General features: G+C 65.5%; 14 protein-coding genes and 1 pseudogene. 6 read left to right on the top strand and 9 right to left on the bottom strand.

Annotated elements, in window-relative coordinates:
* The 5 genes and pseudogenes from kdpB to EJ074_RS29820 all read right to left on the bottom strand — a co-directional run bounded on the left by kdpB (position 1) and on the right by EJ074_RS29820 (position 4,313).
* Positions 1 to 2,097: a potassium-transporting ATPase subunit KdpB gene (gene kdpB / locus EJ074_RS22250; RefSeq protein ID WP_095804303.1), complete on the bottom strand. Its 2,097-nt coding sequence runs from the start codon at positions 2,095 to 2,097 to the stop codon at positions 1 to 3.
* Positions 2,094 to 2,324, bottom strand: a complete 231-nt coding sequence (locus EJ074_RS22255; RefSeq protein WP_095804302.1) for a hypothetical protein — start codon at positions 2,322 to 2,324, stop codon at positions 2,094 to 2,096. Before EJ074_RS22255 ends, kdpB begins: the two co-directional genes overlap by 4 nt.
* A gap of 1 nt (position 2,325) precedes the next feature.
* A pseudogene (gene kdpA / locus EJ074_RS22260) lies at positions 2,326 to 4,028 on the bottom strand (potassium-transporting ATPase subunit KdpA).
* Between the two features lie 21 nt (positions 4,029 to 4,049).
* Complete coding sequence (locus EJ074_RS22265; RefSeq protein ID WP_095804300.1) at positions 4,050 to 4,139, bottom strand: K(+)-transporting ATPase subunit F; 90 nt, start codon at positions 4,137 to 4,139, stop codon at positions 4,050 to 4,052.
* 15 nt (positions 4,140 to 4,154) lie between these two features.
* Complete coding sequence (locus EJ074_RS29820) at positions 4,155 to 4,313, bottom strand: hypothetical protein (protein WP_165349997.1); 159 nt, start codon at positions 4,311 to 4,313, stop codon at positions 4,155 to 4,157.
* A gap of 264 nt (positions 4,314 to 4,577) precedes the next feature.
* Here EJ074_RS29820 and EJ074_RS22270 point away from each other — a divergent pair, with 264 nt between their 5' ends.
* Together EJ074_RS22270 and EJ074_RS22275 are read left to right on the top strand one after the other, a co-directional pair.
* Entirely contained in the window at positions 4,578 to 6,368 is a 1,791-nt protein-coding gene (locus EJ074_RS22270; RefSeq protein WP_095804900.1) for an NAD(P)/FAD-dependent oxidoreductase, read from the top strand.
* Positions 6,369 to 6,496: 128 nt separating this feature from the next.
* Positions 6,497 to 6,694 carry a hypothetical protein gene (locus EJ074_RS22275; protein ID WP_095804299.1) on the top strand — a complete coding sequence of 66 codons (198 nt, stop codon included), beginning with the start codon at positions 6,497 to 6,499 and terminating at the stop codon, positions 6,692 to 6,694.
* 19 nt (positions 6,695 to 6,713) lie between these two features.
* Here the strand turns inward: EJ074_RS22275 and EJ074_RS22280 are convergent, their stop codons facing one another.
* Entirely contained in the window at positions 6,714 to 7,079 is a 366-nt protein-coding gene (locus EJ074_RS22280; RefSeq protein WP_095804298.1) for a RidA family protein, read from the bottom strand.
* Between the two features lie 235 nt (positions 7,080 to 7,314).
* Complete coding sequence (locus EJ074_RS22285) at positions 7,315 to 7,569, bottom strand: hypothetical protein (RefSeq protein WP_095804296.1); 255 nt, start codon at positions 7,567 to 7,569, stop codon at positions 7,315 to 7,317.
* A 213-nt stretch (positions 7,570 to 7,782) separates the two neighbouring features.
* Between EJ074_RS22285 and EJ074_RS22290 the strand changes: the two genes are divergently transcribed.
* Together EJ074_RS22290 and EJ074_RS22300 are read left to right on the top strand one after the other, a co-directional pair.
* On the top strand, positions 7,783 to 9,270 hold the full coding sequence (locus EJ074_RS22290) for an ATP-binding protein (RefSeq protein WP_095804295.1): 1,488 nt from the start codon (positions 7,783 to 7,785) through the stop codon (positions 9,268 to 9,270).
* 619 nt (positions 9,271 to 9,889) lie between these two features.
* Positions 9,890 to 10,324 (top strand): hypothetical protein, encoded by a 435-nt coding sequence (locus tag EJ074_RS22300; RefSeq protein WP_095804294.1) that lies wholly within the window; start codon positions 9,890 to 9,892, stop codon positions 10,322 to 10,324.
* 186 nt (positions 10,325 to 10,510) lie between these two features.
* Here the strand turns inward: EJ074_RS22300 and EJ074_RS22305 are convergent, their stop codons facing one another.
* Together EJ074_RS22305 and EJ074_RS22310 are read right to left on the bottom strand one after the other, a co-directional pair.
* Entirely contained in the window at positions 10,511 to 10,909 is a 399-nt protein-coding gene (locus EJ074_RS22305; RefSeq protein ID WP_095804899.1) for a hypothetical protein, read from the bottom strand.
* A gap of 80 nt (positions 10,910 to 10,989) precedes the next feature.
* Positions 10,990 to 12,108 (bottom strand): FAD-binding oxidoreductase, encoded by a 1,119-nt coding sequence (locus tag EJ074_RS22310; RefSeq protein WP_129553797.1) that lies wholly within the window; start codon positions 12,106 to 12,108, stop codon positions 10,990 to 10,992.
* A gap of 108 nt (positions 12,109 to 12,216) precedes the next feature.
* Between EJ074_RS22310 and EJ074_RS22315 the strand changes: the two genes are divergently transcribed.
* Complete coding sequence (locus EJ074_RS22315; RefSeq protein WP_095804292.1) at positions 12,217 to 13,122, top strand: LysR family transcriptional regulator; 906 nt, start codon at positions 12,217 to 12,219, stop codon at positions 13,120 to 13,122.
* A 90-nt stretch (positions 13,123 to 13,212) separates the two neighbouring features.
* Positions 13,213 to 15,291 carry a hydantoinase/oxoprolinase family protein gene (locus EJ074_RS22320; protein ID WP_129553798.1) on the top strand — a complete coding sequence of 693 codons (2,079 nt, stop codon included), beginning with the start codon at positions 13,213 to 13,215 and terminating at the stop codon, positions 15,289 to 15,291.

Consider the following 15,291-nt stretch of genomic DNA (forward strand, 5'->3'; position numbering starts at 1 on the left):
TTACGCGAGGCCGAAGGCGGTGACGATCAGGTCGATCGCCTTGATGCCGACGAACGGTACGACGATGCCGCCGAGCCCATAGACGAACAGGTTGCGGGTGAGCAGCGCGCCGGCGCCGATGGCTCTGTACCTCACCCCCTTCAGCGACAGCGGGATCAGCGCGATGATGATCAGCGCGTTGAAGATGATGGCCGACAGAATGGCGCTCTGCGGCGTCGCCAGATGCATGATGTTGAGCGCCTGCAACGGCCCGGCGGATTGTCCGGGCGCGACATAGAAGACCGCGAACATGGCCGGGATGATGGCGAAGTATTTCGCCACGTCGTTGGCGATCGAGAAGGTAGTCAGCGATCCGCGTGTCATCAGCAGCGCCTTGCCGATCTCGACGATCTCGATCAGCTTTGTCGGGTCGCTGTCGAGGTCGACCATGTTGCCAGCCTCGCGCGCGGCGACGGTGCCGGTGTTCATGGCGACACCGACATCGGCCTGGGCGAGCGCCGGCGCATCATTGGTGCCGTCGCCGCACATGGCGACCAGCTTGCCCTTGGCCTGCTCCTCGCGGATCAGCGACAGTTTGTTCTCCGGCGTCGCCTGGGCGAGGAAATCGTCGACGCCGGCTTCTGCCGCAATGGCCGCTGCGGTCAGCGGATTGTCACCGGTGATCATCACAGTGCGGATGCCCATCTTGCGCAGCTCGGCGAAGCGCTCTCGAATGCCGCCCTTGACGATGTCCTTGAGGTGGACGATGCCAAGCAGGCGTCCGTCGCGTTCGACCGCTAGCGGCGTGCCGCCAGCCTTGGCGATCTCGTCGGCGATGGCCTGCAGATCGCGAATGGCGTCGCTTGTGGGCCGCGTGCCGCGGGCGGCGACCGTCGCCCGGTTGACGTGAGCCAGCACCGCATCGACCGCGCCCTTGCGCACCGACGAGCCGTCGATGTCGACGCCGCTCATGCGGGTCTGCGCGGTGAACGGCACGAAGGTCGCGTGCAAGGTCGCCATGTCGCGGGCGCGGATGCCGTATATCTGCTTGGCGAGCACGACGATCGAGCGGCCCTCCGGCGTCTCGTCGGCCAGCGAGGCGAGTTGGGCGGCATCCGCCAGTTCCCGCTCGCTGACGCCCCCGATCGGACGAAATTCGGTTGCCTGCCGATTGCCGAGCGTGATGGTGCCGGTCTTGTCGAGCAGCAGCGTGTCGACGTCGCCGGCTGCTTCGACGGCGCGGCCCGACATGGCGAGCACGTTGAAGCGAACGAGGCGATCCATGCCGGCGATGCCGATGGCCGAGAGCAGCGCACCGATCGTGGTCGGGATCAGCGTCACGAACAAGGCGACCAGGATCGTGACCGAGATGTAGCCGCCCGAATAGGAAGCGAAGCTCGGGATGGTCGCTGTCGCCAGCACGAAGATCAGGGTCATGCCGACCAGCAGGATGTTGAGCGCGATCTCGTTCGGGGTCTTCTGGCGTTCGGCGCCTTCGACCAGTGAAATCATGCGGTCGAGGAAGGTTTGGCCGGATGCGGCGGAAATGCGCACGCGGATCCAGTCGGACAGCACCTGAGTGCCGCCGGTGACGGCCGAGCGGTCGCCGCCGGATTCACGGATGACGGGCGCGGATTCGCCGGTGATCGCGGCTTCGTTGACGGAGGCGACACCTTCGATCACCTCGCCGTCCGAAGGGATGATGTCGCCAGCCTCGACCAGCACGACATCGCCGACCTTCAGGCTCGTACCGGGCACGAGCTTGAACTTCGTGCGATCCTCGCCGTTGGTGAGCAGCTTGGCCTGGGTCTCGGTGCGCGCCTTGCGCAGTGAATCCGCCTGCGCCTTGCCCCGGCCTTCGGCCACGGCTTCGGCGAAGTTGGCGAACAGCACGGTGAACCAGAGCCAGATGATGATCTGCAGGGTGAAGCCGAGATCGCCGCCACCGGTGGTGACATCCTTGAGGAACAGAACGGTGGTAAGCGCCGAGACGATGGCGACGACGAACATCACCGGATTGCGGATCAGCGTGCGCGGGTCGAGCTTGCGGAAGGCACCGCCAATAGCGGGCATCAGGATGCGGGCATCCATGATGCTTGCGGATTTGGACTGGCTCATTTGACGGCTCCGGTATCGGTGATGTTAGACGGCGCCGGCTGTTCGGCCTTCGGCAAGAGGTGCGGAAGGCCGGAGGCCAGCAGCCACAGCACGAGCAGTACGGCAGCCATGCCGAGGAAGGTGGAGAAAGTCGGGAAAGGACGAGGCTTCTCGTCCCCGCCGCCGTCAGATCTTCCGTTACCGGGCTGGTGACGATCGTGCCGAAATATGTTGTTGAACCAGGGCATCTCAGAACGTCTGTCCGTGGATCATCGCTAAGTGTTCCACGATCGGGCCGACGGCGAGCGAGGGGAAGAATGTGAGGCCGCCGACGATGACGATGACGCCCACCAGCAGGCCGACAAACAGCATGCCGTCGGTCGGGAAGGTGCCGGCGGAGGCGGGCACGGTCTTCTTCGCGGCCAGCGAGCCGGCGATGGCTAACGCCGGAATGATCACCAGGAAGCGACCCATCAGCATGCCGACGGCGATGGTGATGTTGTACCAGGGCGTGTTGCCGTTCAGGCCGCCGAAGGCGGAGCCGTTGTTCGCGGCCGCCGAAGTATAGGCATAGAGCACCTCGGAGAAGCCATGCGGGCCGCCATTGGCCACGAGGCCACCGCGCTCGGCAGGACCACTGCGATCGCGGTGAAGATCAGCATCGCCAGCGGTAGGCACAGGATGGCCAGCATCGCCATCTTGACCTCCTTGGCCTCGATTTTCTTGCCGAGATATTCCGGCGTGCGGCCGACCATCAGGCCGGCGACGAAGACGGCCACGACGACGAACATCAGGATGCCATAGAGGCCGGCGCCGACGCCGCCGACGATGACCTCACCGAGCTGCATGTTGATGAGCGGGATCATGCCGCCAAGCGCGGTGAAGCTATCATGCATGGCATTGACGGCGCCGCAGGAGGCGGCCGTGGTGATGACGGCAAACAGCGCCGACAAGGCGATGCCGAAGCGGGTCTCCTTGCCTTCCATGTTGCCGCCGTCGATGCCCAGGGCATGCACGAGCGGATTGCCGGCGGCCTCGGCCCAGTAGCAGACGACTACGCCGGCGAGGAACAAAACGCCCATCGCAGCCAGGATCGCCCAGCCCTGGCGCTGGTTGCCGACCATGCGGCCGAAGACGTTGGTGAGAGCAGCACCCAAGGCGAAGATGGTCAGCATCTGGATGAGGTTCGAGATCGCGTCCGGATTCTCGAAGGGATGCGCGGCATTGGCGTTGAAGAAGCCGCCGCCATTGGTGCCGAGCATCTTGATGGCGACCTGCGAGGCGACCGGGCCGAGCGCGATCGTCTGCCTGGCGCCTTCCAGCGTGGTGGCGGCGACATAGGGCCCGAGCGTCTGTGGGATGCCCAGCCAGACATAGACGAGCGTCAGCACGATGCAGGCGGGAAGGAGCAGGTAGAGCGTGCAGCGTGTGAGATCGACCCAGAAATTGCCGATCGATTTGCCGGAAGCGCGCGCGAAGCCGCGGATCAGGGCGATCGCGACGGCAATTCCCGTGGCGGCCGAGACGAAGTTCTGAACGGTCAGGCCGGCCATCTGCACCAGATAGGACATCGTGCTTTCGCCGCCGTAGTTCTGCCAGTTCGTGTTGGTGACGAAGCTGGCGGCAGTGTTGAAGGCAAGTCCTGGGTCGACGCCGGTCATTCCCGCGGGATTGTAGGGAAGCAGGCCCTGCAGCCGCTGCAGCGCATAGAGAACCAGCAGGCCGGCGAGGTTGAAAAGCAGCATGGCGGTCGTGTAGGCGGCCCAGTGCTGTTCTTGATTCTGGCTCGTTCCGGCGAGGCGATAAAGACTGCGTTCGATCGGTACAAGCGCCACCGACAGGAAGGTGCGGTCACCGCTGAAGACGCGGTGCAAGTAGCCGCCGAGCGGCTTCACCAGCAAGAGCAGGATCGCGCAATAGACGACGATCTGTATCCAGCCATTGAGTGTCATGATGAGCTTCCCATGCGCCGGTCAGAAGCGCTCTGGGCGAATGAGCGCGTAGGTGAGGTAGGCAAGCAGGAACAAGGTGACCGCGCCGCCGAGGGTGTAATCGAAAAGCATTGCCGGGGCTTCCTCTCAAATTCTGTCGCAGGCTTTGACGTAGGCTAAGGACAGGACAAAGAATAAAATCCCGACGCCAAGAACAATGAGGTCCATTGCAGATGTTCCTTGTTTCGTTTCTGGCTCTCGAAGCTGCACGCAGTCGCGCGTCACCTTGGCGATGACGGCGGTCAAAGGGAGTCTTTTCGGAACGGAATATGGAGCCTGTCGCCATAAAGGTTCGAGACGGGGCGGAGCGAAAAGATATAGGAATTCTATAAAGACTTCGGCTGCCGGCATGCTGCGCGCATTTTGAGCATCAAGACGCCGGGCGGGCGACGCGGACGGCCTGTCGACATTGGCTATGGTCAGGAGCGAGCAATCGCAAATATGCTAGGTTCTTGGCGACGGCTGACATGAGTGAAGGCGGCGCAGGCGCGGCCGGCAAGAAAGACGACAATGCTCGACATCGGACCATCACAGCAGGCAGCCACCTGGCTCGCGTCCTTCGGCCGTGCGCTCGAGGCAGGCGAGATCGAGGCGGTCACCAGCCTTTTCGTTGACGATTGCTACTGGCGCGATCTGCTAAGCTTCACCTGGAACGTCAAGACCATGGAGGGGCAGGCGGCGATCCGCGAGATGCTGACGGCGACGCTGGCGACGGCGCAGCCATCGCATTGGCGCCTGTCCGGCGAAGCCAGTGCCGACGATGGCGTGGTCGAAGCCTGGTTCACCTTCGAGACGGCCGTGGCGCGCGGCGAGGGGATTCTGCGCCTCAAGGACGGCCGCTGCCGGACGCTGCTCACGGCGATGAGCGAACTCAAGGGCTTCGAGGAGCGGAAGGGCCCGGCGCGGCCGCTTGGCCTGCGCCACAAGGCCGATCCTCAGCGCGAGACCTGGGCGGAAGCCCGAGCGCGCGAGGCGCGCGACCTCGGCGTGCACGAGCAGCCTTATTGCCTGGTGATCGGCGGCGGCCAGGCGGGCATCATGCTCGGCGCAAGGCTGCGGCAGCTCGGCGTTCCCGCCCTGATCATCGAGAAGAACGCGCGCGCCGGCGATTCCTGGCGCAACCGCTATCGCTCGCTCGTGCTGCATGATCCGGTCTGGTACGACCATCTGCCCTACATCCCGTTCCCGGAAAACTGGCCGGTGTTCACGCCCAAGGACAAGATGGGCGATTGGCTGGAAATGTATGCCCGGGTGATGGAACTGAACTACTGGGTCGCCACCAAATGCATCAGCGCTGCCTATGACGAGGCGGAAAAGGTCTGGACGGTGGTGGTCGACCGCGTCGGCCAGCGCATGACGCTGAAGCCCAAGCACATCGTCTTCGCCACCGGCGCCTACGGGCCGCCCCGCAGGATCGATTTGCCTGGCGCCGAGAGCTTCAAGGGCGAATTGCTGCATTCCAGCCAGTATTCCAGCGGCGAAAAATTCCGCGGCAAGCGCGTCGCGGTGATCGGCGCGGCAAGCTCGGGGCATGACGTCAGCGTGGACCTCTGGGAGGCGGGCGCCGAGGTCACCATGGTCCAGCGCTCGCCGACGACAGTGGTGAAGTCCGACACGCTGATGGAAGTCGGCTTCGAGATCTTCTCGGAAAAGGCGCTGGCGCGCGGCATCACGACGGACAAGGCCGACCTGATCGTCGCCTCGACGCCGTTTGCGCTGGTGCCGAAGGGGCAGCGCGCGCTCTACGACGTTATCCGTGCGCGGGATGCCGAATTCTACCGGCGCCTCAGCGACAGCGGCTTCGCCATCGATTTCGGCGAGGACGAGACCGGGCTGCTGATGAAGGCCTACCGCACCGGCTCGGGCTTCTATATCGACGTCGGCGCTTGCGAACTGATCATCAACGGCCAGATTGGCGTGCGGAGCGGCGCCGGCATCAAGTCGCTGACGCCGCAAGGCATCCTGTTCGAGGACGGCAGCGAGCTCGCTATCGATGCGATCGTCTGCTGCACCGGCTTCCAGTCGATGAACGAGACTGTGGCTACGATCGTCTCGCGCGAGGTCGCGGACAAGGTCGGCCCGTGCTGGGGCCTGGGCTCCGGCGTGAAGGGCGATCCTGGCCCATGGCAGGGCGAATTGCGCAACATGTGGAAGCCGACGGCGCAGGAAGCGCTGTGGTTTCACGGCGGCAATCTGGCGCTGTCGCGCTTCTATTCGAAATTCGTGGCGCTGCAGCTCAAGGCGCGCATGGAAGGAATCGCGACACCGGTCTATGGCGAGCCGAGCAATGCCAGGCCGTGACCTGTGTGTCTTACGCGGTCAGGCCCGTCCGGCACAGAAGCGCGCGGGGCCGTCCCACGAGGCGAGCCGTTCGCGTCACGAACTCCGCTCCATTGGAGAGGGCACTATGTCGTCGCGAAGCGTTGTGATTGATCTGCTGGCGCTTGCTGCGGCCGGGCATCGCAGCTGTCGTCTGCCTGCTCTTGCGTGAAAGGGTCAGCCGCAAATTTCTTTTCCGGCTGTTTTTCCTGATTTTGATCGCCTCGTTTTGGATGGAAATGAAGATGGCCATCGCCTTCGGATTTTACGCAATTCCATCATCGTCCCTGCCTGGCGCCGCCGGATGAAACGTCGCTATTTTCGCAATCAGACCGGCCGGTAGGCGACGGCCTCGATCTCGATCTTGATGTCGATCATCAGGCGCGCCTCCACCGTTGTGCGCGCCGGCGGGTCCTTGGGGAAGTGCCTGGCATAAACGGTGTTGAAGGTGCCGAAATCGCGGGCATCCTCGAGCCATACCGTGGTCTTGACGACATCGTCCATGGTGCAGCCGGCGAGCGCCAGCGCCGCCTTGACGTTCTGCAGCACCTGCTCGGCCTGCTCGGCGATGCCGCCTTTGACCACCATCCCGTCGCGTCCCACCGGCACCTGACCGGAGACATAGACGAAGTCGCCGGCGCGCACGGCGGGCGAGAGCGGGACATGCGAAGTCCCAAAACACTGCTTTGGCAAGGAAAGCCTCCTGTTCGGAATGAAGTCCACCGCACTCGCGCGGCTCTCTATGTTCGGGACCCTTACGCTTGTCGGCGCGATCCTGATAGGGGCTGGAGAGCCGGTGGTCTCCGACCTGCAGAGCCCCTGCTTCCGACGGGAGCGGATCCTCCGCGGGAGCATCGAACCAACAACGCCGGCACAGGCTTCAGGAAGTTTCGAGGGAGAAGCTACCCAGTTCGGATGAACGAAGATCTCAGGAAATGCGCGGCAGCCTTTCCTCGGCCGAGCGGTGATCGAACACGACAGCCATGGTCTTACCAACGGCGGTCATGACGATGAGCTCGATCAGGTGATCGTCGCTGTCTTCACAGGCCGGATCGGAGCGGCGAACGGCGTCCAGCATAGCGCGGGTCGAGATGGTGTCGCCGGCGCGGTATTTCGAAAGCGCACACGAAACAAGATCTTGCGCCGCCGTGACGACGACGACCACTTCCGCAGCGACGTTCATTGGCCTCCTCCTGCCATGAACCCTCCCCGGAAGGATGATACGCCAATGGTTGGATTGCGCCAGTGAAATGGTGGTCCGACCAGAGAGGCTGGCGCCAGCTGCCGACACCAGCCCATAGGTGTGGAACACCGCGCGACGGTCGCGCCCCATGCTCGACGCATTGCGCTGCGGTTGGTAAGCCCTGCGGGGCAGGGAGACTAGTCGAGTCGAGACATGACGGTTGCGATCGAGATGGGGCACACGAGCGCCGGCGCCCCGGCGGCTCTGGACCTCGAGGAACTGCTGGCGACCCGCCTGCTGGTGCAGGGCAATTCGGGCTCAGGCAAGTCGCATCTTCTGCGCCGGCTGCTGGAACAGAGCGCGCCCTGGGTGCAGCAGACCATCATCGATCCCGAAGGCGACTTCGTCTCGCTCGGCGAGCGTTACGGCCATTTGGTGATCGATGCCGAGGATCACACCGAACGAGGCCTGCAGGCGGCCGGCGAGCGGGCGCGCATCCACCGCGTCTCGACCGTGCTCAATCTTGAAGGGCTCGACGCCGAGAACCAGATGCGCCGCGCCGCCGCCTTCCTCGGCGGGCTGTTCGAGGTCGCGCGCGACCATTGGTATCCGATGCTGGTCGTGGTCGACGAAGCGCAGCTCTTTGCGCCGGCCGTCGCCGGCGAGGTCTCGGACGAGGCGCGCAAGCTTTCCCTCGGCGCCATGACCAATTTGATGTGCCGCGGACGCAAGCGCGGGCTCGCCGGCATCATCGCCACGCAGCGGCTGGCCAAGCTCGCCAAGAACGTTGCCGCCGAGGCCTCCAACTTCCTCATGGGTCGTACTTTTCTCGATATCGACATGGCGCGGGCGGCCGACCTGCTCGGCATGGAGCGGCGGCAGGCGGAGGCTTTTCGCGACCTCGAACGCGGGCATTTCATGGCGCTCGGCCCGGCCCTGTCGCGCAGGCCGCTTGGCGTGCGCATCGGGTCGACCGAAACCCAGCCGCGCAACGGCACGCCGCGGCTGATGCCGCTGCCGCAGGCGGCGCTCGAGGACGCGCGCGCCATCATTCTCGCGGCGCCGCCGCCCGAGACGGTCCGGCCGCAGCGCCGGCCCTCGCCGGACTTGCTCGACCAACTGATGGCGGCCAAGTCCGCGCCGCTGGACATCCGTCCCGAGCCGGCGGAGCCGGCGCCGAGCGCCGAGGACTTGGCCGAGCGGCGCGAGCGCATGGACCGTATCCTGCGCGCGATACTTGCCGAGCCTGACGCGGGTTTTCGCGTCATCGGCGTGCTCTACCAGGAATTCGTGGTTCGCTGCCGGATCGAGGGGCTCGCCTCGGTCGTGCCCGACCTTTCGGAGTTTCGGCGCATGCTGACGCGCGCCCGCGCCGGCGTCGGCTCCGACATGGCCGAGGACGACGCCTGGCGCGATGTCTCGGTGCGCGCCTCGCTTCTGCCCGAGGACATGCAGGGCGTGTTCATGATGATCGCGCGCGCTGCGAAGGAGGGCCAGCCCTGTCCGAGCGATCCGGCCATCGCACGGGCCTATGGCTCGCATTCGCTTCGCCGGGCGCGTCGCCTGCTCGACTATATCGAGGAGCAAGGCCTCATCGTCTGCCAGATCGACGGCGCCGGGCGTCGGACGGTGACGCTGGTGGAACTTGCCTGGGCGACGGCGCCCGGCGACCCGAATGCCGCAGAGGCGCAAGGCGGTTAGGGACGTGGAGTGGCGCCAGTTCAGTAGAGCGGCCTAGCCCCCCGCGCGACCACCGCCTCTCATCGGCTCCTGCAGACTTGGGCCTCAACCCCGAGAGAAGGGCCGACCTTGTCCAAGTATTTGTTCTGCCCCAGGAATGAAGCATGGGCGGCTCCCAGGCGCTTCGGTGGCGCATCGTTCTCATCCGGATTGGGGAGAGGCTGTTCGTCCGGAAGCTGTTCCGGGTCCGGTTCGCGCATCGGTTTCGGGTCGGGGATCGGCGGCGGAGTCGGTATAGGCGTCGGGTCGGGATTGGGAAGGATGGCCAAGGTGATTTTTCCTTTCGCTCAGGGCGCCGGCAGGGAAGTCGGATCCGCTAGGACCGAAGATCCTGCTGGCGCGACCAAGACGCAGCGCGCTGCCTTGCGGCTTTTCTCGTCGGATTGCGTGGCGAAGGCTGAGGTTGGCAGAACGGATCACGACGGCCGATAGTTCCCGGTGCGAACCCGCCCATTGTCGAAAGCATCGCCAGCGCGTGTTGTCATTTCATCACATCGTGCATCCGGCCCTTGCCGGCCACACGCCGCGCCTTAGTTCCATTTATGGTTTTGGAGGGCATCTGCCGATATAGGAGGCGGCCGTGAAGCATCAAACCGTTGACCAACTCAATGCCGTTGCCGACGTTCGCACCGAAGCGACGGTTCTTTTCGCCAATCGAAGCCAGCGCCTCGAACGCTGGGCACAACTTCTCGAGCAGGATCCGGGCCGACGCCTGACCGCGCTTGCCGGCACGGAATACGCGACCCCCGACGTACGCGAGAAGATGCGTTCGGCTGGCTCGCCGATGACCGTCGCCTTCGAAGATCCGGTCTTTCGCGCGCAAGGCTTGAAGGACGACAGCTACGGTGAAGCGAAACGCTTCTTCGAGCTCAGCGACTGGCAACTGCACGAAGTCGTCTGCCATTGCCATGTCGGCGCCAGCCTGCCGGCTCGCTGGGCTGCGTCCCGCGTCCGCGCGGCGATCTCTCCGGGCGCCGGCTTCTTTGCCTGGCTGCGCGGCGTGTTCCTGCGCTGAGAAGACGACTGACCTTCTTTGAGAGGCAAGGCCTCTCAAGGCAGGGCCGCGGCCTCGTGGGAGCGGGGGAGATGCCGGACCTCTTCACGGGGCCGGCAGGGCGGCCTGTCGCCCTTTGCTCGTTTTGCGATTTAACTGTGCCCCCCGCCGCAGTGGCGGTCGGGCATCGCGCCGCAAGCGCGCCGATCAGGTCGTTGCCTGGATGATCAGCGTCAACGTGCCGTCGCCATCGATATTGGCGGCGACCACCTGAGAGGAGTTCAGGCCATTCGCTCGCAGAACCGAAACCGCTTCGGGCGAAGCATCGACCGAGTTCTGCAGCTTGGCCAAGTCCTGTGCGGTCGTCCTGGTCACAATGGCTTCAGCCTGGGCCTTGATCTCGGCCGGCAGGTCTTCCATCGCGACCACTATGACCTTGGTGACGCCCTGACTTGGATTGCCCTGCCTAGGCTGCTGCGCCGGTTCGGGCGAGCGCTGTCCAGCCGGCGGCAAGGTCTGCGGCGGCTGCGGATCGGCGCGTTGGCCGAGAGCGGGCTGCGGCAGGGCAAAGGTTGAAAGAGCGAGCAGCATCGTCAACGTTCGCATCGTCTTTCCTTCCATGGCTCGAAGTCTGAGGACTGAACCTTTGTGCCGGGCGATGGTTCCGGCGAAGGAATCGGCGCACGTCAGGCGGCGCGGCTGAAGCGATCGATGCTGAAATCATCGAGCGGCGTTTCGCATCGGCCGGTGGTGATGAGCTCGGCCATGGCGTCGCCCACGCCAGGACCCAGTTGGAAACCGTGTCCGCTGAAGCCGAAGGCATGGAACAGACCCGGCGTCGTCGCCGAGCGGCCCATGACCGGCAGCATGTCGCGCATATAGCCCTCGCAGCCGGACCAGGTACGGATGACTGCGACCTTTGCGATTGCCGGCAGCAGCCGCGCGACGGCGCGCAACTGCGCCGGCAGGCGCATGGGGTCGGCGACTGCATGGCCCGGATCGAGGTCCACTGCTACCCTTTCGGCTGCTCCGCCGAAAACGATGTTGCCGCGTTCGACCTGACGCAGATAGGCGCCATACTCCTTGTCGCGCGTCCAGATGCCGACCACCGGCAGGACACGGTAGGGCAGTGGCTCGGTCACGCCCATCTGCGGACCGCGCGCGTCAAGCGGAACCTCTTCGCCGAACGCAGCGGCGATGCGCGCGCCCCAGGCCCCGGCCGTATTGAGCAGGCATCCGGCGCCGAAGGAACCTTTTGAAGTGGCGACCAGGAAACCGGAGCCCATGTGCTCGATCTTCCCGACGGCAGCTTCCTCGATGATTTGCGCGCCGAGCTTACGGGCGGCCTCGCCAAAGGCCGGGGCGATCAGCCGCGGGTTGCCGCTGCCGTCCTGCGGCGAGAACGAGGCCGCGATCGCGTCGGGACCGAGACCGGGAAAACGGGCGCGAATCTCGGGCGGGCCGAGTTCCTCCAGCCCAAGCCCCCAGGGTCGCGCGGCTTCAGCATAGGCGCGCATGTCGGCAAGTCCGCCTTCATCGAATATCAGCCGGATATGACCGGTGGCGCGGAACTCCACGTCGCGGCCAAGCATTTCTTCGGCCTCGCCCCACAGGCTGAGCGAGCGGTGGGCGAGCGGGAGCTGAGAGACATGGCGCCCGGTGCGCCGGATATTGCCAAAGGAGGCAACCGTCGCCCCGGTGCCGATGCGGTTACGCTCGATGAGCGTCACGCGCGCGCCGCGCCTGGCGAGGAAATAGGCCGAGGCCGTTCCCATCAGCCCGCCGCCCAGCACGATCACATCCATAGCGGCCCCTTGAGAACACCCGACCCATTGAGCGATCTTGTCGCCGCCGTGGCATTGCGTCAAAGATGGGTTTGGACAAGAGCCATAAGCTTTACCTATGGAGTGGCAATGCGGGCCCGGCAGCTCGAAGTGTTCATCGCCGTCATGCGCGCGGGCACCGTGACCGCCGCGGCCCGGATGCTGAACATCTCGCAGCCGGCGCTCAGCCAGGTGCTGCTTCACACCGAGGACGAGCTCGGCTTCACGCTGTTCGAGCGGGTGAAGGGCCGGCTGCGCCCGACACCGGAGGCGCTTGAGATCTTTCCCGATGCCGAGAGGCTGTCGGCCGGGCTCGAGGGCCTACGCCGCAAGACCACCGACCTGCGTCTCGGCCGAGCGGGCTTGGTGCGGGTCGCGGCCTCGCCGCCGCCGGCCATGGCGATATTGCCGCGCGCGTTCACCGCATTTAGGGCGCAGCATCCCAACATCTTGCTGCGCTCCCATAGCGCGCCGATCGCCGCGATCGTCGACATGCTGCGCGCCGGCGATGCCAGCCTCGGCGTCGCCATGGACGACCGCTTGCCTCCCGACATCGAGGCGGAGGTGATCGGCAGCGTCGGCTTCGCGTGCCTGCTGCCCGCCGGGCATGAGCTGCAGAGGAAAACCGAGCTGACGCTCGCCGATCTGGTCGGGCAGGAGCTGATCTCCTATCGCGGCAACACCCGGCCGGCCGACGAACTGGCCCACGCGGCCCGCGCTGAGGGCGCGGCGCTTTCGCCGTCGCTGGAGATCGACGTCTCCATCTCCGCGGTAGGCTTCGTTCAGGCCGGCCTGGGCATCGCCCTCGTCGACGCGCTGCTGCCATGGCACCAGTTTGCCGGGCTTGCCGTGAGGCCGCTGGCGGCCGGACCGGAGTTCCCGATCGCGCTGCTCACCTCGCGCGCCCGGGCGCTTTCGCGGGCCGATGAGATGATGCGGGATGAAATTCGCGCGGCCTGTGCCGCCATCCTGGATCGACAGCACCCAGGAGCATAAGCAAGGCTTATATCCTTGCCCATCAAACGTCTTGGACCCGAACCATCCAGTTGTGTCAGCTTCGGGTTGGCAGACAGGAAGGGACGCATCATGGATGGTGGCATCGCGACGGATGCAGCGCGGAACGGAGCCGACTGGAAAGTCGGCGTCGATATCGGCGGGACGTTCATCGATTTCTGTGCGCTCGAAGCAAATTCCGGGCGAGTGGCTTCGCTGAAGGTGCTGACGACGCCGGAAGATCCGGGCGCCGAGCTGATGACGGGTCTCACCCTTCTGGCCGAACGCGAAGGGTTCGATCCCACCCATACGACGCGCTTCGTGCACGGCACGACCGTCGGCATCAACACCATCATCCAGCGCAAGGGCGCGCCGCTCGCGCTGTTCACCAATGCCGGCTTCGAGGACGTGATCGAACTCGCGCGGCTTCGCATGCCCGATATGTATTCGCTGTTCTGCTCGCGGCCGGACTCGCTGATCTCGCGCGACATGATCTTCGGCATTCCGGCGCGCATGCGTGCCGACGGAAGCGAATCCCAGGCGCCTGACATGGCGGCTGTGAAAAGCGCGGTCGCTGCCGCGAAAGCGAACGGGGCGCAAGGGATTATCGTCGCCTTCCTGCATGCCTGGCGCAACGCAGCCCAGGAAGCCTCGGTCAAGGCGGCGATCGCAGGCCTTGCGCCCGACTTCTTCGTCTTCACTTCGGCCGAGGTCTGGCCGGTCATCCGCGAATATGAGCGCAGTTCGACCGCCATTCTCAACGGCTATGTCCATCCGCGCGTCTCCGGCTACCTGACGGCGCTGGAAGAGCGGCTGAACGGCCGCGGCGTGCCGGCCCGCCCGATGCTGACGAAGTCGAACGGCGGGCTGATGAACGCTGCCGAGGGCAAGCGTGCCTGCGTGAACATGCTGCTGTCGGGAACCGCCTCGGGTGTCATCGGCGCCTCCTGGCTCGCGCGTCAGGCCGGCGAAGACAAGGTGCTCACCCTCGACATCGGCGGGACCTCGGCCGACTTCGCGCTCATCATCGGCGGCGAGGCGCAGTTCGGGACCGGCGAGCTGATCGGCGAATTTCCGCTCCATATCCCGTCGGTGTCGGTAAGCTCGATCGGCGTCGGCGGTGGCTCGATCGCCAGCGTCGATGCGCAGGGCGTGCTGCGGGTCGGGCCGGAGTCGGCGGGCTCGACGCCGGGGCCAGCCTGCTACGGTCGCGGCGGCACGCAGCCGACGGTGACGGACGCCATGGTGGTGTGCGGATGGCTTGGCCACAGCGAGATGGCCTATGGCCAACTCAGGATCGACACCGGGCTGGCGCATCGTGCGGTCGGCACGCTTGCCGCCCGGCTTGGCCGCCCGCTCGAGCAGACCGCGCAGGCGATCCTCGACATCGCGGTGTCGGAAATGTTCGTCGGGGTCGAGAAGCTCGCCTCGCGCGCCGGCGTCGACCTGCGCGATTTCACGCTGATGCCCTTCGGCGGCGGCGGCCCCATGCTCGGCGCCTTCCTCGCGCGCGAGCTCGGCATGAAGCGTGTCATGGCGCCACGCCGCCCCGGCGTGGTGTCGGCACTGGGCGGGCTGGTGGCGGATCTGCGCGGGGACTTCATCCGCACCATTTTCAGCCCGCTATCGGCCGCGTCGCTGCCCGCGATCCGCCAAGCCTTCGAGGTGCTGGCGCAAGAGGGCCGCGACTGGCTCGCGGCGCAGGGGCACGATGCGACCGCGCAACTCAATCTCTCCTGCGACATGCGCTATGTCGGGCAGAGCTATGAGATCGAGGTCGTCCTTTCGCAAGAATGGCTGGCCGACGATGACGCCGCCGGCATCGAGCAAGCCTTCCACCGCACACATGAGCAGCTTTACGATTTCCATGACCCGGAGGGCGCGATCGAGCTTGTGAACGTCCGACTGTCGGCAATAGGCGCAGGTCCGGCGCTCTCCTTCCCGGAGATCGACGAGATCGACACTGCGACCGTTCCGGCGCGCCGGCTGCCTGTCTATACCGGCCTGAGCGTCGAGACCGTCGACCTCCACGACCGGCAGACGCTCGTACCCGGCAGCACCTTCCACGGACCTGCCGTGGTGGTGCAGGAAGACACCACCTTCGTCATTCCTGCGGGGACGCAGGCGCGCGTCGACCGCCATCTCAACCTTCTGCTGACCTTCGCGGAGTGA

This window comes from Mesorhizobium sp. M3A.F.Ca.ET.080.04.2.1 (assembly GCF_003952525.1).
Taxonomy (GTDB): domain Bacteria; phylum Pseudomonadota; class Alphaproteobacteria; order Rhizobiales; family Rhizobiaceae; genus Mesorhizobium.